This is a genomic window from Modestobacter sp. SYSU DS0511, from assembly GCF_054050755.1.
This window is the reverse complement of record NZ_JBJGZY010000009.1, coordinates 98142-116280: the sequence shown is the minus strand read 5'-3', so window position 1 is coordinate 116280 and position 18139 is coordinate 98142. Positions and strand designations below refer to the sequence as shown.

Annotated in this window: 18 protein-coding genes; 12 read left to right on the top strand and 6 right to left on the bottom strand. The window is 76.0% G+C overall.

Features of this window, described 5'->3' with window-relative positions:
* Nucleotides 1-239 precede the first annotated feature (239 nt).
* From ACI783_RS06855 to ACI783_RS06845, 3 genes are all read left to right on the top strand, one after another.
* Complete coding sequence (locus ACI783_RS06855) at nucleotides 240-1451, top strand: MFS transporter (RefSeq protein ID WP_457139747.1); 1212 nt, start codon at nucleotides 240-242, stop codon at nucleotides 1449-1451.
* A gap of 35 nt (nucleotides 1452-1486) precedes the next feature.
* Nucleotides 1487-2380, top strand: a complete 894-nt coding sequence (locus tag ACI783_RS06850; protein ID WP_457139746.1) for an oxidoreductase — start codon at nucleotides 1487-1489, stop codon at nucleotides 2378-2380.
* Between the two features lie 102 nt (nucleotides 2381-2482).
* On the top strand, nucleotides 2483-3721 hold the full coding sequence (locus ACI783_RS06845) for an amino acid deaminase/aldolase (RefSeq protein WP_457139745.1): 1239 nt from the start codon (nucleotides 2483-2485) through the stop codon (nucleotides 3719-3721).
* A gap of 59 nt (nucleotides 3722-3780) precedes the next feature.
* On the opposite strand, the gene ACI783_RS06840 is transcribed toward ACI783_RS06845, so the two are convergent.
* The gene (locus ACI783_RS06840) at nucleotides 3781-5409 is read right to left on the bottom strand and encodes an ABC-F family ATP-binding cassette domain-containing protein (RefSeq protein WP_457082109.1); all 1629 of its coding nucleotides are present in this window, start codon (nucleotides 5407-5409) and stop codon (nucleotides 3781-3783) included.
* Nucleotides 5410-5432: 23 nt separating this feature from the next.
* On the bottom strand, nucleotides 5433-5645 hold the full coding sequence (locus tag ACI783_RS06835; RefSeq protein ID WP_457139744.1) for a three-helix bundle dimerization domain-containing protein: 213 nt from the start codon (nucleotides 5643-5645) through the stop codon (nucleotides 5433-5435).
* A 183-nt stretch (nucleotides 5646-5828) separates the two neighbouring features.
* Here ACI783_RS06835 and ACI783_RS06830 point away from each other — a divergent pair, with 183 nt between their 5' ends.
* Complete coding sequence (locus ACI783_RS06830) at nucleotides 5829-6497, top strand: phosphoribosyltransferase (RefSeq protein ID WP_457139743.1); 669 nt, start codon at nucleotides 5829-5831, stop codon at nucleotides 6495-6497.
* A gap of 168 nt (nucleotides 6498-6665) precedes the next feature.
* Here the strand turns inward: ACI783_RS06830 and ACI783_RS06825 are convergent, their stop codons facing one another.
* A complete protein-coding gene (locus tag ACI783_RS06825; protein ID WP_457139742.1) occupies nucleotides 6666-7592 on the bottom strand; it encodes an isopenicillin N synthase family dioxygenase in 927 nt (308 codons plus the stop codon).
* A gap of 93 nt (nucleotides 7593-7685) precedes the next feature.
* Between ACI783_RS06825 and ACI783_RS06820 the strand changes: the two genes are divergently transcribed.
* The 3 genes from ACI783_RS06820 (at nucleotide 7686) to ACI783_RS06810 (ending at nucleotide 10362) form a co-directional block, all read left to right on the top strand.
* Nucleotides 7686-8225 carry a GNAT family N-acetyltransferase gene (locus ACI783_RS06820; protein WP_457082100.1) on the top strand — a complete coding sequence of 180 codons (540 nt, stop codon included), beginning with the start codon at nucleotides 7686-7688 and terminating at the stop codon, nucleotides 8223-8225.
* 36 nt (nucleotides 8226-8261) lie between these two features.
* A complete protein-coding gene (locus ACI783_RS06815) occupies nucleotides 8262-9317 on the top strand; it encodes a winged helix DNA-binding domain-containing protein (RefSeq protein WP_457139741.1) in 1056 nt (351 codons plus the stop codon).
* A 73-nt stretch (nucleotides 9318-9390) separates the two neighbouring features.
* A complete protein-coding gene (locus ACI783_RS06810) occupies nucleotides 9391-10362 on the top strand; it encodes an aldo/keto reductase (RefSeq protein ID WP_457139740.1) in 972 nt (323 codons plus the stop codon).
* A gap of 38 nt (nucleotides 10363-10400) precedes the next feature.
* On the opposite strand, the gene ACI783_RS06805 is transcribed toward ACI783_RS06810, so the two are convergent.
* Nucleotides 10401-11333 (bottom strand): ABC transporter substrate-binding protein, encoded by a 933-nt coding sequence (locus ACI783_RS06805; protein WP_457139739.1) that lies wholly within the window; start codon nucleotides 11331-11333, stop codon nucleotides 10401-10403.
* A gap of 164 nt (nucleotides 11334-11497) precedes the next feature.
* Between ACI783_RS06805 and ACI783_RS06800 the strand changes: the two genes are divergently transcribed.
* Entirely contained in the window at nucleotides 11498-13078 is a 1581-nt protein-coding gene (locus tag ACI783_RS06800; protein WP_457139738.1) for an FUSC family protein, read from the top strand.
* Between the two features lie 177 nt (nucleotides 13079-13255).
* On the opposite strand, the gene ACI783_RS06795 is transcribed toward ACI783_RS06800, so the two are convergent.
* Entirely contained in the window at nucleotides 13256-13702 is a 447-nt protein-coding gene (locus ACI783_RS06795; protein ID WP_457082088.1) for a nitroreductase family deazaflavin-dependent oxidoreductase, read from the bottom strand.
* Nucleotides 13703-13985: 283 nt separating this feature from the next.
* Between ACI783_RS06795 and ACI783_RS06790 the strand changes: the two genes are divergently transcribed.
* Nucleotides 13986-14651 (top strand): NADPH-dependent F420 reductase, encoded by a 666-nt coding sequence (locus ACI783_RS06790; RefSeq protein ID WP_457139737.1) that lies wholly within the window; start codon nucleotides 13986-13988, stop codon nucleotides 14649-14651.
* A 44-nt stretch (nucleotides 14652-14695) separates the two neighbouring features.
* Here ACI783_RS06790 and ACI783_RS06785 read toward each other — a convergent pair whose 3' ends face one another.
* Nucleotides 14696-15562 (bottom strand): siderophore-interacting protein, encoded by an 867-nt coding sequence (locus ACI783_RS06785; protein WP_457139736.1) that lies wholly within the window; start codon nucleotides 15560-15562, stop codon nucleotides 14696-14698.
* Between the two features lie 344 nt (nucleotides 15563-15906).
* On the opposite strand from ACI783_RS06785, the gene ACI783_RS06780 reads away from it, so the two are divergent.
* The 3 genes from ACI783_RS06780 to ACI783_RS06770 are packed head-to-tail and all read left to right on the top strand — an operon-like array spanning nucleotide 15907 to nucleotide 18021.
* Nucleotides 15907-16689, top strand: a complete 783-nt coding sequence (locus ACI783_RS06780) for a hypothetical protein (RefSeq protein WP_457139735.1) — start codon at nucleotides 15907-15909, stop codon at nucleotides 16687-16689.
* Complete coding sequence (locus ACI783_RS06775; RefSeq protein ID WP_457082077.1) at nucleotides 16686-17309, top strand: phage holin family protein; 624 nt, start codon at nucleotides 16686-16688, stop codon at nucleotides 17307-17309. The genes ACI783_RS06780 and ACI783_RS06775 overlap by 4 nt, the downstream gene beginning before the upstream one ends.
* Before the next feature lie 34 nt (nucleotides 17310-17343).
* Entirely contained in the window at nucleotides 17344-18021 is a 678-nt protein-coding gene (locus ACI783_RS06770) for a DUF3618 domain-containing protein (protein WP_457139734.1), read from the top strand.
* Nucleotides 18022-18139: the final 118 nt, after the last annotated feature.

Below are 18139 nucleotides of genomic sequence, written 5' to 3'. Positions count from 1 at the left end.
CTGAGCACCGCGCGCCCACCGCCGCCCCCCCCCCCCCCCCCCCCCCCCCCCCCCCCCCCCCCCCCCCCCCCCCCCCCCCCCCCCCCCCCCCCCCCCCCCCCCCCCCCCCCCCGGCCGCGCCAGGTGACGTGACGAGGTTCATGGACGCCGCGGGTCGGGATCGGGCGGCCGATGCCGTTGGGTCGATGAGGACGACGTCGTCCCTCCCCTCCCCGCACCGCCCCCCGAGGAGCCCGCCCGTGCCCCGCGCCCTGCTCGCGCTCGCCATCGGCGCCTTCGGCATCGGCACCACCGAGTTCGTGCTGATGGGGATGCTCCCCCAGGTCGCCGCGGGGCTCGACGTCTCGGTCTCCGCCGTCGGGCTGCTGATCTCCGCCTACGCCATCGGCGTGGTGATCGGCGCCCCCACGCTCACCGCGCTGGGAGTGCGCTTCACCCCGCGGCAGACCCTGCTGGGCCTGATGGTCCTGTTCACAGTGGGGAACGCGCTCTCCGCGCTCGCGCCCGACTACCCGACCCTCGTGGCGGCCCGCGTCTTCACCGCACTGGCGCACGGCTCGTTCTTCGGGGTCGGCGCGGTGGCCGCGCGACGGCTGGTGCCCGCGCACCGCGCCTCCCAGGCCATCTCGCTGATGATCGTCGGCCTCACCCTGGCCAACGTCGTCGGTGTCCCGCTGGGCACCCTCCTCGCCCAGCAGCTGAGCTGGCGGCTGGTCTTCGGCGCGGTCGCCGGGCTCGGCGTCATCACCATCGCCGGGCTGCTCGCCTGGATGCCGCCGGTCTCCGGGGAGCGCGCAGACCTGCGCAGCGAGCTGGTCGCGTTCCGCCGCCCGGCGGTCTGGCTGGTGCTCGGGGTGACCACGATCGGCTGCGCCGCCATGTTCGCCGTCTACAGCTACATCAGCCCGATCCTCACCGAGCTCGCCGGCCTGCCCGAGAGCTGGGTGACCCCCGTGCTCGCCGTCTTCGGGGTCGGCGCCACCGTCGGCACCCTGATCGGCGGCCGGCTCGGCGACCGCTGGGGCATGGCGTTCGTCACCGGGGTGCTCGCCACGGCAGCCGCGCTCCTGGTGGCCTTCGCGTTCCTGGCCCGGGTCCCGGTGGCCGCGATCGTGCTGGTGGTGCTGTTCGGCACCGCCACGTTCTCCCTGGGCCCGGTGCTGCAGAACCGGGTGATCGAGGTGGCCCGGGTGCCCGGGGGCGGCAGCCTCGTCTCGGCGGCCAACCAGGCGGCGTTCAACGCGGCCAACGCGCTGGGCGCCGCGTTCGGGGCCGCCGCGCTCTCGGCCGGGCTGGGCTACACGGCGCCGATGTGGGTGGGCGTCGGGCTCGCGCTGGCCGGCGCGGTCATGGCCCTCGTCGCCGTCGTCGTGGACGGCGTCCGGCCCGGCTCGGGCGCCGCTGCCGAGGAGTCGACCGCGGGGGCGAGGGAGCCGGCTCTGGAAGGCTGACGTTCAGGGCCGCGGTCACCGGGTAGGCGGCGGACATGACCACCCCCACGGCGGAGAAGTCCGGCCAGTTCCCCCTCGGCGACCGCACGGTGCACCGCATCGGCTACGGCGCCATGCAGCTCTCCGGCCCGCACGTCATGGGTCCGCCAGCCGACCGGGAGGGCGCCGTCGCCGTCCTCCGCCGCGCCGTCGAGCTCGGCGTCGACCACATCGACACCAGCGACTACTACGGCCCGCACGTCACGAACGAGATCATCCGCGAGGCGCTGCACCCCTACCCGGAGCACCTCACCATCGTCACCAAGGTGGGCGCCCGCCGGACGCCGGAGGGCGAGTGGCCCGAGGCGCTGTCCCGCGACGAGCTGCGCCAGGCCGTGCACGACAACCTCGACCACCTCGGCGTCGAGGCGATGGACGTGGTGAACCTGCGGATGCCCGGGTTCGCCGAGCCGGTGCAGCGCTCCCTCGCCGAGCCCATGGAGGCTCTCGCCGAGCTGCAGCAGGAGGGCCTGGTCAAGCACATCGGGGTGAGCAACGTGACCCCGCAGATGTTCGCCGAGGCCCAGGGCATCGCCCCGGTCGTCTGCGTGCAGAACCACTACAACCTGGTGCACCGGGCCGACGACCCGTTGATCGACGCGCTGGCCCGCGAGGGCATCGCCTACGTGCCCTTCTTCCCGCTGGGTGGCTTCAACCCCATCCAGTCCGCCGCGCTGGAGACGGTGGCCCGGCGGCTGGAGGCCACCCCGATGGAGGTCGCGCTCGCCTGGCTGCTGGCCCGCTCCCCGAACCTGCTGCTCATCCCGGGCACCAGGTCGGTGGCCCACCTGGAGGAGAACCTGCGGTCGGGGATGCGGGTGCTCGGGCCGGTCGAGCTGCAGGAGCTGGACCGCATCGGCGGCTCCGGCGAGCCCGACGTCGACCTCTGACCACTGCGGCACCTCGGCCGCCCGGAACCGGGCGGTCGAGGAACGGGGTCGTGCGCCCCACTCCCTTGACCACCCCCGGCACGCCCGGGAGGCTCCGGCGCCATGACGACGCCCGTAGCCCCGGCCGCGCCGGCGGCCCCGCGCGCGAACACGGCGCGCGGGCGGCTGGACCACGCGACCGGGCACCTGGAGCCGCCGCTGGCCGTGGTCGACCTCGACGCCCTGGACGCCAACGCTGCCGACCTCGTGCGCCGGGCGGGCGACCGGCCGATCCGGGTGGCCAGCAAGTCGGTGCGCTGCCGGGCCCTGCTGCGCCGGGTGCTCGACCGGCCCGGGTTCGCCGGGGTGATGGCCTACACGCTGGCCGAGGCGCTGTGGCTGGCCGGCGGCAACGACCCGGTGAGCACCGACGTGCTGGTCGGCTACCCCACGGTCGACCGGGCTGCGCTGCGCCGGCTGGGCGCCGACGAGCAGCTGGCCGACCGGGTCACGCTGATGGTCGACTCGGTGGCGCACCTGGACCTGCTGGACGCCGTCGTGCCCCCGGCGAGCCGTCCGGTCGTGCGGGTCTGCCTGGACCTGGACGCCTCGTGGCGGGTCGGGCCGGCGCACGTCGGGGTGCGCCGCTCACCCGTGCACGCCCCCGCCGAGGCCGCGGCGCTGGCCCGCGCCGTCGTCGCCCGCCCCGGGGTGCGGCTGGTCGGGGTGATGGCCTACGAGGCCCAGATCGCCGGGCTCGGCGACGCCCCGGCCGGGCACCCGGTGCGCGGGCTGGCGGTCCGCGGCATGCAGCGGGCTTCGGTGCGCGAGCTCGCCCTGCGGCGGGCCGCCGCGGTCGCCGCGGTGCGGGAGGTCGCCGACCTGCGGTTCGTCAACGGCGGGGGCACCGGCAGCCTGGAGCGCACCGCCGCCGAGGAGTCGGTCACCGAGCTGGCCGCCGGATCGGGGCTCTACTCCCCCGCCCTGTTCGACGCCTACCGGTCCTTCCGCGGCCGGCCGGCGGCGCTGTTCGCGCTGCCGGTCACCCGCCGGCCGGCAGCCGACGTGGTCACCGTGGCCGGCGGTGGGTGGATCGCCTCCGGCCCACCCGGGCGCGACCGGTCACCGACGCCGGTCCACCCGGCCGGGCTGCGCCTGTTGGCGGCCGAGGGGGCCGGCGAGATGCAGACCCCGCTGCGCGGCCCGGGGACGGCGGAGCTGGAGATCGGTGACCGCGTGTGGTTCCGGCACGCGAAGGCCGGTGAGCTGTGCGAGCGGGTCGACGAGCTGCACCTGCTGAGCGGCGACTCGGTGACCGCCGTCGTCCCCACCTACCGCGGCCAGGGCCGCGCCTTCGGCTGACGAAGGACCCCCGTGCTCCCCACCACTCGCAGGCTCGCGGCGGGCCCCTGCACGGGGGCCTAACGGGCGCGCTGGACCCGGGCCTCGTCGAACACCGGCTCGCCGGCCTCGTACACCCGCCCGTCGGCACCGAAGACGACGAACCGGTCGAAGGTGCGGGCGAACCAGCGGTCGTGGGTGACCGCCAGGACCGTGCCGTCGAACGCGGCCAGCGCCGCCTCCAGCGACTCGGCGGAGAGCACGTCGAGGTTGTCGGTGGGCTCGTCGAGCAGCAGCAGCGTGGCGCCGGACAGCTCCAGCAGCAGCACCTGGAACCGGGCCTGCTGCCCACCGGACAGCGACCGGAACAGCTGGTCGCCCTGCCCGGCCAGCCCGTAGCGGCGCAGCGTCGCCATCGCGCGGCCGCGATCGACCCCCGGTCGGCCGGGCTCGCCGTGCCACAGCAGGTCGACCAGCGTGCGGTCCAGCCACTCGGGGTGGGCGTGGGTCTGGGCGAAGAAGCCGGGGACGACGCGCGCCCCGAGCCGCCAGTGCCCGGTGTGCGCGACGTCCTGGCCGGCGAGCAGCCGCAGGAAGTGCGACTTGCCCGCCCCGTTGGACCCCAGCACCGCGACCCGGTCGCCGTAGTCGACCTCCAGGTCGAAGGGGCGCATCAGCCCGCTCAGCTCCAGCTGTTCGGCGACCAGCACCCGCACGCCGGTGCGGCCCCCGCGCAGCCGCATCGTCACCGACTGGTCCGGCGGGCGCTCCGGCGGCGGGCCGGCGGCCTCGTACTTGGCCAGCCGGGTCTGCATGGCGTGGTACCGGGCGGCCATGTCCGGGGAGTTCTTCGCCTGCTGCTGCAGGGTGCGCACCAGCTCGACCAGCCGCTCGTGCTCCTCGTCCCAGCGCTTGCGCAGCTCCGCCATCCGGTCGTGCCGGGCGCTGCGGGCCGCGGGGTAGCCGGCCCAGTCGCCGCCGTGCACCCACGCCGTCCCGCCCTCGACGGTGACCACCCGGTCGGCGACCCGGGAGAGCAGCTCGCGGTCGTGGCTGACGAACAGCACCGTCTTGCGCGTCTCGCGCAGCCGCTCCTCCAGCCACCGCTTGCCGGGCACGTCCAGGTAGTTGTCCGGCTCGTCGAGCAGCAGCACCTGGTCCGGTCCGCGGAGCAGGCACTCCAGCGCCAACCGCTTCTGCTCACCGCCGGAGAGGCTGGTCAGCTCGCGGTACTTGCACCCCTCGTACGGGACGCCGAGCGCCGCGACGGTCACGGTGTCCCAGGTGACCTCGACGTCGTAGCCGCCGACGTCGCCCCACTGCGCCAGCGCGTTCGCGTACGCCATCTGGGTGGGCTCGTCGTCGCGCTCCATCATCGCCAGCTCGGTGGCCTCGACCGCGTCCCACGCCTGCCGGACGGCGGGCGGCGCGAGGTCGACGAGGAACCGCTGCACGGTGGTGTCGTCGCGGACCGAGCCGATGAACTGGCGCATGATGCCGAGCCCGCCCACCAGCGCGACCGAGCCGGCCTCCGGGGTCAGGTCGCCGCTGATGATCCGCAGCAGCGTGGTCTTGCCGGCGCCGTTCTCCCCGACCAGCGCCGCGCAGGCACCCTCGCCGACCCGGAAGGAGACGTCGTCGAGCAGCACCCGCCCGTCGGGGAGGGTGTGCCGGATCCCGGTGACGTCGACGTAGCCCACGCCGGCCATCGTGCCCGGCCGGGCAAGCCGGTTCAGCCGGTGGCCTGCAGCCGCTGCCGGGCCAGCCGTTCGACCAGCTCGGGCAGCGCGCCGACCGGCGCGCCGCTGAGCTCCGTGCGGGCGCCGCGCACGATGGCCGTCACCGTCGCCGGCGGGCGGCCGGCGAACTCACGGACCAGCCGGTCGACGGCCTGGCCGACGGCGTCGTCAGCGGGCAGGGTGGTGGGCGGGGTGGGAGCGGACACCGGCGGTCCTCCGCGGGTGGTCGGTTGCGCCGCCACGGGGCGGGCGACGCGCGTACCGCTCCACAGTGGACCGGTCGACCGCCGACACGCCAGGGCCCAACGTCCCGCGCGCGGAGGGGTAGGCAGCGGCGCCGCCGCGGAGGACGATCGCGGTGTCGGGTTCCCCGCCTGCGGAGGTGGACCATGCCCTTCCGGGACCGCCGCGAGGCCGGCCGCCGGCTGGCTCCCCAGCTCACCCACCTGGCCGCGGAGGACGTCGTCGTCCTGGGCCTGCCGCGCGGCGGGCTGGTCGTGGCCGCCGAGGTCGCTGCCGCGCTGCGCGCCCCGCTGGACGTCGTCGTCGTCCGCCGCATCCCGGTGCCGGGCGCCGCCGAGGTCGCGATGGGCGCGGTCGCCGAGGGCGGCGCGGTGGTCCGGGACGAGCGGGTCGTCGAGTGGGCCGGGGTGTCCGCCGAGCAGTTCCGCGCCGCGCTGGACCGCGCGCAGGCGGAGCTGACCCGGCGGGTGCAGCGCGTCCGGGGGCTGCGCCCCCGGCTGCCCCTCGCGGGGCGCACCGCGGTGGTGGTCGACGACGGGATCGCCACCGGCGCGACCGCCCGGGCGGCGTGCGCGGCCGTGCGGGGGTGCGGCGCGGCCCGGGTGGTGCTGGCCGTCCCGGTCTGCGCGCCGGGAGCGGCCGACCGGCTGCGGACGGCGGTCGACGAGCTGGTCAGCGTGGAGACGCCGGACGCGTTCCGGGCGGTGGGCGGCGCCTACCAGCGCTTCGGGCAGGTGACCGACGAGGAGGTGGTCGACCTGCTCCGCCGCGCGGTGGCCGACCGGGTCGGTGCCGCGTCCCGGGGGCGCGGCTGAGCCCGGAGGGCTGAGGGCTCGGCTCCGCTCGTCAGAAGACGCCGCTGAACAGCACCGCACCGGCAGCCAGCAGCATCGCCGCCACGATGATCCCGGCGATCAGCCGCTGCCGACGGCGCCCGTCGGGGTCGAGGTTGCCCATCCCCATCATGAGGGCACGGTACGTCGTCAGCCGCCGGGGACGGAGCCCCTCCGGTCGCGGAGGAACTCCCCCGCGGTCACGGGTGGGTAGCGGGTGGGCCCCGCCGCCGCGGTCGGCACCCGCTCGACCACGGCGAGCGGATCGGCGTCCTGGCGCAGCGCGAGGGAGAGCAGCTCCTCGGCCGGGGCCTCGACCGGGGGCGGCAGCACCCGGTGCGGTGCCGAACGCCAGCGATCGCCGGTCCAGCGGGCCAGCAGGTCACCGGCGTTGACGGTGAGCGCCCCCGGCACGGCGGGGGCGTCGATCCACTCGCCCTCCGTGGTGCGGACCTGCAGGCCACCCAGCCCGGCCTGGCGGTCGGTCAGGGCCAGGACGCCGTCGTCGGTGTGCGCACCCACCCGCAGCTGCCCCGGCGCCACCGACCCGACCGCGTCCCGGGCCGGGTGCCAGGTGAGGTCGGCGGACCAGGCGTCCGCCGGGCAGCGGGCCACGAAGAAGTCCTCGTCCAGGTCGAGTGCCAGGGCCAGCACCCGCAGCAGCTCCGCGGCGACCGCGGCGCAACGGTCGGCGAAGGCGGTCGCCGCCGGACGCAGGCCCGGGGTGTCCGTCGGCCAGGCACCGGGCTGGGCCCGCGGCGGGGGCTCCGGCCCGAAGCAGAACTGCTCCTTGAGGTCCGGCGGCGGCGCAGCGGGACCGGCGGGTGGGCCGGGCGGCACCCAGCCGCGCCCGCCCGGGAAGCAGGCGAGCGCGGCCTTGACGGCCGGCGGCCGGGCGAAGAACGACCGCCCCTCCTCGCGCAGGCAGTGGGTGAGGGCGGAGCTGACCGGGTGGCCGGTGAGCAGCACGAAGCCGACCTCGCACAGCGCCCGGTCGACGTCGGTGGCCACCTGCCGGCGGGCGGGGGCGTCCCCGCGGTACCAAGGGGCCAGGTCGACCAGCGGCACGACCGTCATCGCACGTCCTCTCCAGCTCGGGTCGACGGCGACGCTAGGGCCGGTCCGTTGCCTCCGGATGACGTCGGCGTGACGGTGCGTCAGGGTGGGTGGGTGCCCGTCGCACCCGCGATCCGCCTGGTCCCCCTCGAGCCCGAGCTGCTGGCCGCGGTGCTGCCGTGGTTCGACCACCCCGAGGTGCAGCGCCGGCTGGGCGGCCGCACCTGGCCGGAGCGGGAGTTCGCCCTGCGCACCGCGGCGCGGGACGAGGAGTTCCGCGGACGGCGGGTGCTCCGGGCGCACAGCTGTGTGGCGGTGGACGAGGACGGGAGCCCGGTCGCCCAGGTCGGCGGCGACGTCTACGACCGGTGGACGACGTGGGACCCCGAGGCCGAGCGGGTGACCGAGGAGCACCCGGGACGGGCGGCGAGCGCGGCGTACGTCGTCGACCCCGGCCGCTGGGGGCGCGGATACGGCCGGGCGGTGCTGCGGGCCTACACCGCCGCGGCGGACCTGGCCGACGTCGAGCAGTTCGTGCTGGGCATCGAGCCGGACCACACCGCCAGCCTCGCGGTGGCCAGGGCCGCCGGCTTCGCGCCGCTCAGCGACGAGCCGGACGCCGAGGACATGCTCTACCTGCACCTGCGGCGCTGACCCCCGTCAGTCAGGGCCTTCTGCCGAGGTGCGCCCGTGACCACCGAGCTCGCGCTGCTGCGGCTGGCCGCCCAGCGGCTGATCGGCCCGCCCGCGCAGACCCCGACGGACGCCGTCCGGGAGCTGACCTGCGTGCAGGGCCAGGACCTGCCCGGTGCCCTGCGGTCGGTGGCGCTGCGCTCGGCTCCCGGCACGCAGGCCGCGGTCACCGCCGCACTCGACGCCGGCAGCGTCGTCCGTTCGTGGCCGATGCGCGGCACCCTGCACCTCACCGCGGCCGAGGACCTCCCCTGGCTGCTCGACCTGCTCGGCCCCCGGGTGCTCGCCGGCGCGGCCTCCCGCCGCGCCGCCCTGGGCATCACCGACGCCGAGACCGAGCGAGCGCGCGACCTCGCCGTCGCCGCGCTCCGCGGGGGCCGCAGGTCCTCCCGAGCCGATCTGCTCGCCGGGATCGCGGCCGGCGGCGTCCCCACGACCGGACAGCGCGGGTACCACCTGCTCTGGTACCTGTCCCAGACCGGCACGCTCGTGCTCGGCCCGACCGCCGCCGACGGCGACCAGCGGTTCGTGCTGCTCGACGAGTGGGTGCCCGCACCACGGCGGCTGGAGCGCGATCCGGCGCTCGGCGAGCTGGCGCTGCGGTACTTCCGCGGCCACGGGCCGGCCACCGTCAAGGACCTGGTGCGCTGGGCCGGCTGCACGGTGGCCGACGTCAAGGCCGGCCTGGCGACCGCGCGGCCGCAGCTGGCGTCGCTGACCGTCGACGGCGTCGAGCACCTGATGGACCCGCACACGCCCGAGCGGCTCGCGGCGGCCCGGGCCGAGGCCGACGGGGTGCTGCTGCTGCCGGGCTTCGACGAGCTGGTGCTGGGCTACGCCGACCGCAGCTGCACCGTGCCGGCCGAGCACGCGCAGCGCATCGTGCCGGGCAGCAACGGGGTGTTCCGGCCCACCGTCGTGCACGGCGGGCAGGTGGTCGCCGTGTGGCGCACCGGCCGGACGAAGGACCGGCCGCTGGAGCTGGAGCCGTTCGGCGAGCTGCCCGCGGAGGTGGTCGCCGCCGCCGAGGTGCGCCACGCCGCACTGCCCTGATCGCACTGCCCTGATCGCTCGGCCCTGAGCGCTCGGCGCGCGGACCGGGCGGTCCAGGAGTTGGCTCGGGGCCATGGAGTACACGCGTCTGGGCACCACCGGCCTGCAGGTCTCGCGGATCTGCCTGGGGATGATGAGCTTCGGCGACCCCACCCGCGGCGGTCATCCGTGGAGCCTGCCCGAGGAGCAGAGCCGGGAGCTCATCAAGCAGGCGGTCGAGGCCGGCATCACCTTCTTCGACACCGCCAACGTCTACTCGGCCGGCTCCAGCGAGGAGATCACCGGCCGGGCGATCCGCGACTTCGCCGACCGGGACGACGTCGTCCTGGCCACCAAGGTGCACGGCCGGATGCGGCCGGGCCCCAACGGCGCCGGGCTGTCCCGCACGGCGATCCTCCGCGAGCTCGATGCCTCGCTGCGCCGGCTGGGCACCGACCACATCGACCTGTACCAGATCCACCGCTGGGACCCCGCGACGCCGGTCGAGGAGACCCTCGAGGCGCTGGACGCGTGTGTCCGCTCGGGCAAGGTGCGCTACCTGGGCGCCTCCAGCATGTGGGCCTGGCAGTTCAGCAAGGCGCTGCACCGGGCCGGCGAGCACGGCTGGCACCGGTTCGTCTCCATGCAGGACCACTACAACCTGCTCAACCGCGAGGAGGAGCGGGAGATGCTCCCGCTGTGCGCCGACGAGGGCATCGGGGTCATCCCGTGGAGCCCGCTGGCCCGCGGCCGGCTCACCCGCGACTGGGACGAGCAGACCACCCGGTCGGAGACCGACGAGTTCGGCAGCAAGCTCTACAACGACACCGACCGGGTGATCGTCGAGCGGGTCGCGGAGGTCGCCGAGGCCCGCGGCGTCCCCCGGGCGCAGGTCGCGCTGGCCTGGGTGCTGAGCAAGCCGGTGGTCACCGCGCCGATCGTCGGGGTCACCAAGGAGCACCACCTCCGCGACGCCGTCGCCGCGGTCGGGCTGCGGCTGACCGAGGAGGAGGTCGCCCGGCTGGAGGAGCCCTACACCCCGCACTCGGTGGTCGGTTTCGCCTGAGCCGGCGGGGGTGGGCCCGGGGGCCGGGCCCACCCCGTTCAGGCCTGCTGCTGGGCGACCTCGGTCAGGTCGTCGAGCACCAGGCCGGCGCCCAGCGGGCCGATGGCCAGGAACCAGCGGTCGTCGTCGACCGGCACCGCGTCGCCCCGCTGGACCGCGCCGAGCGACTGCCACAGCCCACCGGAGGTGAGCTCGGTCAGCTCCGCCGCCCCGCCCTCGCCGTACGCGGAGTAGAAGAGCAGGTCGCCGTCCGCCTGGCTGATCTCCTCCGGGCCCACCTCCACGAACGTCTCGTCGGTGCGCTGGATCTCCGGGCGGGCGAAGCCGGCGTCGGCCAGCACGGTCCCGATGAACGAGCCCTCGCCGTACAGCCGGGCCGAGCCGGTCCCGACGAACCGCACGATGCTCACCTCGAGCGCCGCCGGGTCGCCGAAGAGCGCCCCCACCTCGGTCGCCCGGTCCCGGTACTCGGCGAGCAGCTCCTCGCCCTCCTCCTGCCGGCCGAGCGCCTCGGCGTAGACGGGGAGGTTCTGCTTCCACGTCTCCCCGACGCCCTCCCCCATGACCGTGGGGGCGATCGCCTGCAGCTGCTCGTGCAGCTCGGTGTGCCGCGCGGTGTTGGACAGGATCAGGTCCGGGTCCAGCGCGGCGATCGCCTCCAGGTTCGGCTCGGCGATCGTGCCCACCTCCGCGATCTCGTCGGGGTCTGCGCCGGCCTCGGCCAGGTAGCCGGGCAGCTCGGTGCTCGCGTCGGTGCGGACTGCCCCGACCGGCGTGACGCCCAGGGACAGCGCGGTGTCCAGCTCCCCGGTGTCCAGCACCACGACCCGCTCGGGCACGCCGCTGATCTCCGCCTCGCCGAGGGCGTGGCCGACCGTGCGCACCTCCTCCGCCGCGCCGGAGGGGGCGTCCTCCGCCCCGCTCCCGGTGTTCCCGCAGCCGCTGATCGCCAGCGCGGTCACCAGCCCCACCAGCCCGGCTCCTGCTCGGCCCGCTCGCCGTCCGCGCACCCGTCCCGTCCTCTCGTCGTCGCCGCCTCGGTGGCGGCGAGTTAGGTTAGCCTGCCCGAACTCGGGCGTTTCCCGGGGGACGCCCCGTCCGACGGCGGCGCGGACGGCGGGAGACGATGGCGACCGTGTCCGGCTCCTCCTCCCCGATCCGCCGGCTCGCCCCGCACCTGCTCGGCCCGCCGCTGCCGGCGGTCACCTCGCTGTGGGCCACCCACCGGCGCCGGGCGCTGTCGGCCGCCTTCTGCGTGACCGCGCCCCTGGTCCTCTTCGTGCTGCTGGACCGGCCGGACCTCGGCTCCGCGGCCGCGCTCGGCGGCTTCACCGCCGTCTACGGCCACGCGCTGCCCTACCGGCGGCGGGCCGCGGTCTCCGCGGGGGTCGGCGTCGCGCTCACCGCCACCGTGGGCGCCAGCAGCCTGGCCGGTCCGCGCCCGCTGCTGCTCGCGGTCGTGCTGGGCGTCCTGGTGGCCGCCGCCACCGCCGCGACCGCGGTCTGGCGGATCGGCCCACCCGGCCCGTTGATGATCGCGCTCGCCGGCGGCAGCGCCAGCACGCTCGGCGACTCACCGACGGCGGTGGCCGAGCACGTCGCCGCGGCCGCCGGGGGCGCCGCGCTGGCGTGGGTCGTCGTGATGCTGCCCTGGCTGTGGGACCCGGCCGGACCCGAGCGCCAGTCGCTGCGCGCTGCCGACACCGCGGTGAGCGCCGTCGAGCGGGACGGGCTGGGGACGACCCCGCCGGGCTCGGTCGCCCGCGCGGTGCGGGTCGCCGTCGCCGCGGTGGCCGGCGGCAGCCGACGGCGACCGTCGCTGCGCCGGGAGCTGGAGCAGGTCGAGGAACGGTTCTTCCGGGTCCTGCCGCCGAGCGTCCCACCGCCGGACGACGGCCCTCCGCCCGCCGGCCCGACGCCCCCGCCGCCGCGCCGTACCGCGCCGGCCTGGGCCCCCACCGCCGCCCGGATCGGGCTGGGGGCCACCACCGCCGGAGCGATCGCCGCGCTGGCCGGGCTGCCCAGCGCCTACTGGGCGGTGAGCACCGCCGTCGCCGTGCTGCTCGGCACCGACGCCCGGCACACCCGCGCCCGCGCGCTGCACCGGGTGACCGGGACGCTGGCCGGCGTCGGGCTGGCCGCGCTGCTGTTCTGGCTGGAGCTCCCCGTCGCGACCACCGTGGTCGTGGTGGGGCTGCTCATGCTGGCCGTCGAACTGCTGATCGCCAGCCAGTACGTGCTCTCGGTCGCCTGCATCACGCCGCTGGCCCTGCTGCTGGTGCACCTGGGCAACCCGGCCAGCAGCGGCACCGAGCTGATCACCGTGCGGGTGGCCGAGACGCTGGTCGGGATCACCGTCGCCCTCGCCGCCGGCCTGCTCCTGTTCCCGCACACCGGCAGCCGCCGGCTGCCGGGCGCGGTGACGGCGAGCCAGCAGCTCGCCGTCGCGGCCGCGGCCGCACCGCCGGGCACCTGCGCGGACCACGCCCTGCAGGAGGCGCTGCTGGCCCAGGAGGAGGTGACGACGGCGGCGCGCGCCGAGCTGTTCGCCGCGCCCGGCGCCGACGTGTGGCGCCGCCGGGCCCGCCAGGTCGGCGACCTGGGCTGGGCGCTGCTCGGCGCCCGGGCGCGCGGCGAGCACGAGCTGGCCGGTCAGGTCGCCGCACGGATCCGCACGGAGCTCGGTGGCGACCCGGAGACCGGGTCGGCCGGCTGAGCTCAGCCGGCCGGGCTCAGCCGGCCGGGCTCGACCGGCCGACCCGCCGGGCGGACGGCTCCCACCCGACGACCACCCGCCGCCCGGCGCGGTGCAGCCGGCGGGCCGCCGCGGCCCCGATCCCGTCGCTGGCCCCGGTGACGACGGCGACCGGTCGCTGGTCCGCTGGCGGGGCGCTCAGTGCGCCCGCTCGACCACGAAGACCGGGATCTCCCGGTCGGTCCGGGTCTGGTACTCCGCGTAGTCGGGGAAGGCGGCGACCGCGCGCTCCCACCACACCGCCCGCTCCTCGCCGGTCAGCTCGCGGGCGACGCCGTCCCACACCTGGTCGCCGTCCTGCACCGTCACCTGGTCGGGGTGGGCCTTGAGGTTGAAGTACCAGGTGGGGTGCTCCGGGGCCCCGCCCTTGGAGGCGACCATGGCGTAGGCACCGTCGTGCTCCACGCGCATCAGCGGGTTCTTCCGGACCTTGCCGCTCTTCGCCCCGCGGGTGGTGAAGACCACCACCGGCTCGGTGCGGCCGGGCAGGGTGTTGCCCTCCCGCCCGCCGGTGCGCTCGTAGAGCTCCACCTGGTCGCGCACCCACTTCTCCGGGCTGGGCTCGTACTCACCTTCCAACGGCATGCCCCGACCCTAGGGCGGCAGCCGCACCCTCGCTCGGGAGGTGCGGCGGGGCAGGTGCCAGCACGCTCCCCGGGGCCGACGGCAGCGATCCCAGCAGCAGAGGACGAGGAGACCGGACGGCGATGCGGTACCGGGAGAGCGGCGGTCTGGACACCTCGGCGGTGAGCGCCGGCGCTGGTCCACCACCGGGTTCGAGACCGGTGACCCGGCGCGTTGCGACACCTTCGCCGTCGACGACCTCGGCGGAGGGAAGCGGCGCCCGGGCCGCGAGGTTGCTGCGGCCATGACGAACCTCGGACTCATCGGCGCCGGGAACATCGGCACCGCCCTCGCCCAGGCCGCGCTCGACGCCGGCTACGACGTCGTGCTCAGCAACTCGCGCGGTCCGGAGACCCTGACCCACCTGGTGGCCGCGCTGGAACAGCGGCCGGGCCGGCGCGGCAGTGTCCGGGCCGGCACCGCGGCCGAAGCGGCGGCCGCGGCCGACCTCGCGGTGGTCACCATCCCGCTGAAGAACGTCGGCCAGGTGCCCATCGAGCCGTTGGCCGGGAAGGTGGTGATCGACACCAACAACTACTACCCGCAGCGCGACGGGCAGATCGCCGAGCTGGACGACGAGTCGACGACGACGGCGGAGCTGCTCCAGGCCCACCTGCCGACCTCACGCGTGGTCAAGGCGTTCAACCACATCGGCGCCCGGGACATCGTCGAGCAGGGGCAGGCCGCCGGCACCCCGCACCGGCGGGCGCTGGCCGTGGCCGGGGACGACGCCGGCGCCAAGGAGCAGGTCGCGCAGCTCATCGCCGACCTCGGCTTCGACGTCGTCGACCTCGGCCCGCTCGCCGAGGGGTGGCGGATCCAGCGCGACACCCCCGGGTACGGGCCGCGGTTGGACGCCGAGCAGCTGCGCGCCGCCACGGCCGCGGCGAAGCGCTACCGCGACATGTGAGCCGCCCCCCCTCCGGGGTGGCGCCCACCCCGGAGGGGCACCGGTCAGCCGACGACCTGCTCCTCGGCCTCGATCTGGGCGTTCCAGTCGCGCTTCTCGGCCTGCCAGCGGTCCTCCGTGCGGCCCACCCGCCAGTAGCCGGAGATCGAGGTGAACTCCGGGTCCAGGCCGCGCTCGGCGCGCAGGTGCCGGCGCAGCTCCCGCACCAGGCCCGCCTCGCCGTGCACGAACACGTGTCCCCGGCCGGCCGGCAGCTGCACGGCGCGGACGGCGTCGACCAGCGCCCGCCCGGGCTCGGCGGAGCCGCGGTGCACCCAGACCAGCTCCACGCCGGCCGGCGTCGGCACGTCGTCCTGCTCCTCCTCGGGGCCGGCGACCTCCAGGAACACCAGCGCCGGGGCGCCGGCGGTGACCCGGGGCAGGGAGGCGGCGATCGCCGGGAGGGCGCTCTCGTCACCCACGAGCAGGTGCCAGTCGGCGTCCGGCCGGGGCGCGTACGCCCCGCCGGGGCCGAGCAGCTGGATCCGGTCGCCGGGCCGGGCCGATGCCGCCCACGGGCCGGCCAGGCCCTCGTCGCCGTGGTGCACGAAGTCGACGGTGAGCTCGCCGGACGCGGGGTCCCAGGCACGCACCGTGTACGTGCGGGTGACCGGCCACTGGTCGCGGGGCAGCTCCGCGCGGATCTGCTCGGGGTCGAAGGGCACGGCGTAGGGCGCACCGGGCGGCGGGAACAGCAGCTTCACGTAGTGGTCGCTGAACTCCCCGACGGGGAAGCCGGCCAGCCCGTCACCGCCGAGCACGACGCGGATCATGTGCGGCGTCAGCCGCGAGGTGCGGACCACCTCCGCGACCCGGGGCACCCGCGGCCGCCGCGGCCGGGGCTCCACCGTCTGCTGTGTCGCTCCGGTCATCCCATCTCCTCCGATCAGGCAAGGGCAGGCTCCCCTTACCGACGGGAGGCTACGCCGAGCGCCCTCACGCCCCGATGGGCGGTGCGCGGAAAGTCGATCTCACCGGTTTACGCCGTAGACGATCTCGGGTACCCGCGAGTCCAACGGAACGGCGTCCACCGAGACCACGGTGGGCCCACCCGCGCGACACCGACCTGGGCGCCCCCGGGCGCCCCTGCGCCGTTCCGCGACCAGGCACGAGCAGCCCGGCCGACGTCGGCCGGCGGTGGCGCGTGCCCGGCTGCGGACCCGGCCGAACGACCAGCTCCACCCACCACGAGCCCCACGCACGACGAGGAGGAACGATGACGCACTCCATCGACACCCCGACACAGTCGCCTTCGAGCGGGGCGACCAACCGCACGGGCACCCCGTCGACCAAGGACGCCACCAAGGACGAGGCCAAGAACGTCGGCCACAGCGCTGCCGAGGCCGGTAGCCAGGTCGCCTCCACCGCGGCCGACCAGGCCAAGGAGGTCACCCAGGAGGCCGGCCGTCAGGCGCAGGACCTCGTGGCCCAGGGCCGCCAGCAGCTCACCGAGCAGGCCCGCAGCGGGCAGCAGAAGGCCGGTCAGGGCCTCGGCGAGATCGCGACGCAGCTGCGCAACATGGCCGAGGGCAGCGGCGAGACCCCCACCGGCCCGGCCGCCGACCTGGTCCGCCAGGCCGGCGACAAGGTCGAGCAGCTGGCGAGCTGGGTGCAGGACCGGGAGCCCGGTGACCTGCTGCAGGACGTCCGGTCCTTCGCCCGCCGCAAGCCGGGCGCCTTCCTGCTCGGTGCGGCCCTCGCCGGCGTCGTCGCCGGGCGGCTGACCACCGGCGCGGTGGCCGCGCACAAGGACCAGAACGGCTCCGGCCAGCCCAGCGGCGGCTCCGACCGTCCCGCCACGGGTGGCAACTACGTCGCCGGCACCCCGGCGACCGGCTACGCCACCACCGAGACCGCGGGGTACGCGACCACCGGCACCACCGGATCGGTTCCGCCCCCGCCGTACGGCACCCTGCCGCCGGAGGGCACCACCGTCGCCCCCACCGCCGGCGCCGGCTGGGACGACCCGTCCCGCACCCCCGGTGAGGGCCGGCTGTGACCGCCCCCGGCACCCAGGGCTACGGGCAGGCAGGAACCGGCTACGCGACCGGTGGGGCCACCGGCTACACCGCGACCGAGCACTCGGGCAACACCGCCCAGCCGATGACCGACGCGGGGCACCCGGACGTCGAGCAGACGTCGGTCGGTCAGCTGCTGAGCGAGGTCAGCCGGGACCTGTCCACGCTGATGCGCCAGGAGCTCGAGCTGGCCAAGGCGGAGCTGCGCCAGGAGGCGAACGAGGCCACCGGCGTGGTGAAGGGACAGGCGACCCGCGCCACCGACGCCGCCAAGGGCGAGGCGACGAAGGCCGCCAAGGGCGCCGGGATGCTCGGCGGCGCCGGCTTCGCCGGGTACATGGTGGCGCTGTTCCTCAGCCTCGCGCTGATGTGGGCGCTGGCCAGCGTCATCCCCACCGGCTGGGCCGCGCTGATCGTGGCGGTCGTGTGGGGGATCGTCGCCGCCGTCCTCGCTGCCATGGGCCGCAAGAAGCTGAAGGCCGTCGACCCGAAGCAGGTCTCGCAGCAGATCGACTTCTCGCAGCTCAAGAAGGTCGACCCGAAGCCCGAGCAGACCGTGGACACGCTCAAGCAGGTGCCCGACGCGCTCAAGCCCCACTGACCTCTTCCCGGCTAGTTAGACAGGAGACCCCCTCATGACCAGCAGTGACCCGGACGTGATCCGGCGCCAGATCGAGGACACCCGCGCCAACCTGAGCTACGACGTCGACGCGCTGAACGAGAAGGTCAGCCCGACCCGGGTGATGGACCGGCGCGTCGGCCGGGCGAAGAGCACGATGTCCGGCCTGAAGGACAAGGTGTTCGGCACCGCTCACGACGCCCGCGACCAGGTGAGCAACCGCGCCTCGCACGCCCAGGGCAGCGCCCAGGGCGCCGCGCACAACGCCGCGGGCAGCGCGCAGGACGCCGCGCACAGCGCCATGGAGACGGTGCAGCACGCGCCGGAGACCATCCAGCGCCAGGCCCAGGGCAATCCCTTCGCCGCCGGGCTGATCGCCTTCGGCGTCGGCTGGCTCGCCTCCTCCCTGCTGCCCACCAGCGAGAAGGAGAAGCAGCTCGCCTCCCAGGCCGAGTCGGCGATCAAGGACCACTCCGAGCCGCTCAAGGAGCAGGCCAAGGAGCAGGCCCGGAACGTGGCCCAGGAGATCGGCGACAACCTGAAGCCGGCCGCCATGAGCGCTGCCGGGTCGGTCCTGTCGACCGCCGCGGAGGGCGCCAAGAACGTCAAGGACGAGGGCCAGCACGCCGCCCAGGACGTCAAGGGCCAGGCCCAGGAGTCCCGCGAGAAGGTCCAGGAGAAGTCCTCCTCCTGATCGACCGCAACACCCCGTCGGGCCCCGGTGCAGCCGCACCGGGGCCCGACGTGCGTCCGCAGCCGGCCCGTCCACCTCATCTCCACGGGTGAGAGACCGGGTGGCGCCCCTCCAGCGG

Bases quoted from the DNA above. Each gene is read 5' to 3' on its own strand.
- ACI783_RS06840 (WP_457082109.1), bottom strand. From the start codon at position 5,409: ATGGCCGGCGTGGGCTACGTCGACGTCACCGGGATCCGGCACACCCTC.
- ACI783_RS06795 (WP_457082088.1), bottom strand. From the start codon at position 13,702: ATGCCGTTGGAAGGTGAGTACGAGCCCAGCCCGGAGAAGTGGGTGCGC.
- ACI783_RS06790 (WP_457139737.1), top strand. From the start codon at position 13,986: ATGACGAACCTCGGACTCATCGGCGCCGGGAACATCGGCACCGCCCTC.
- ACI783_RS06780 (WP_457139735.1), top strand. From the start codon at position 15,907: ATGACGCACTCCATCGACACCCCGACACAGTCGCCTTCGAGCGGGGCG.
- ACI783_RS06850 (WP_457139746.1), top strand. From the start codon at position 1,487: ATGACCACCCCCACGGCGGAGAAGTCCGGCCAGTTCCCCCTCGGCGAC.
- ACI783_RS06785 (WP_457139736.1), bottom strand. From the start codon at position 15,562: ATGACCGGAGCGACACAGCAGACGGTGGAGCCCCGGCCGCGGCGGCCG.
- ACI783_RS06810 (WP_457139740.1), top strand. From the start codon at position 9,391: ATGGAGTACACGCGTCTGGGCACCACCGGCCTGCAGGTCTCGCGGATC.
- ACI783_RS06830 (WP_457139743.1), top strand. From the start codon at position 5,829: ATGCCCTTCCGGGACCGCCGCGAGGCCGGCCGCCGGCTGGCTCCCCAG.
- ACI783_RS06845 (WP_457139745.1), top strand. From the start codon at position 2,483: ATGACGACGCCCGTAGCCCCGGCCGCGCCGGCGGCCCCGCGCGCGAAC.
- ACI783_RS06770 (WP_457139734.1), top strand. From the start codon at position 17,344: ATGACCAGCAGTGACCCGGACGTGATCCGGCGCCAGATCGAGGACACC.
- ACI783_RS06825 (WP_457139742.1), bottom strand. From the start codon at position 7,592: ATGACGGTCGTGCCGCTGGTCGACCTGGCCCCTTGGTACCGCGGGGAC.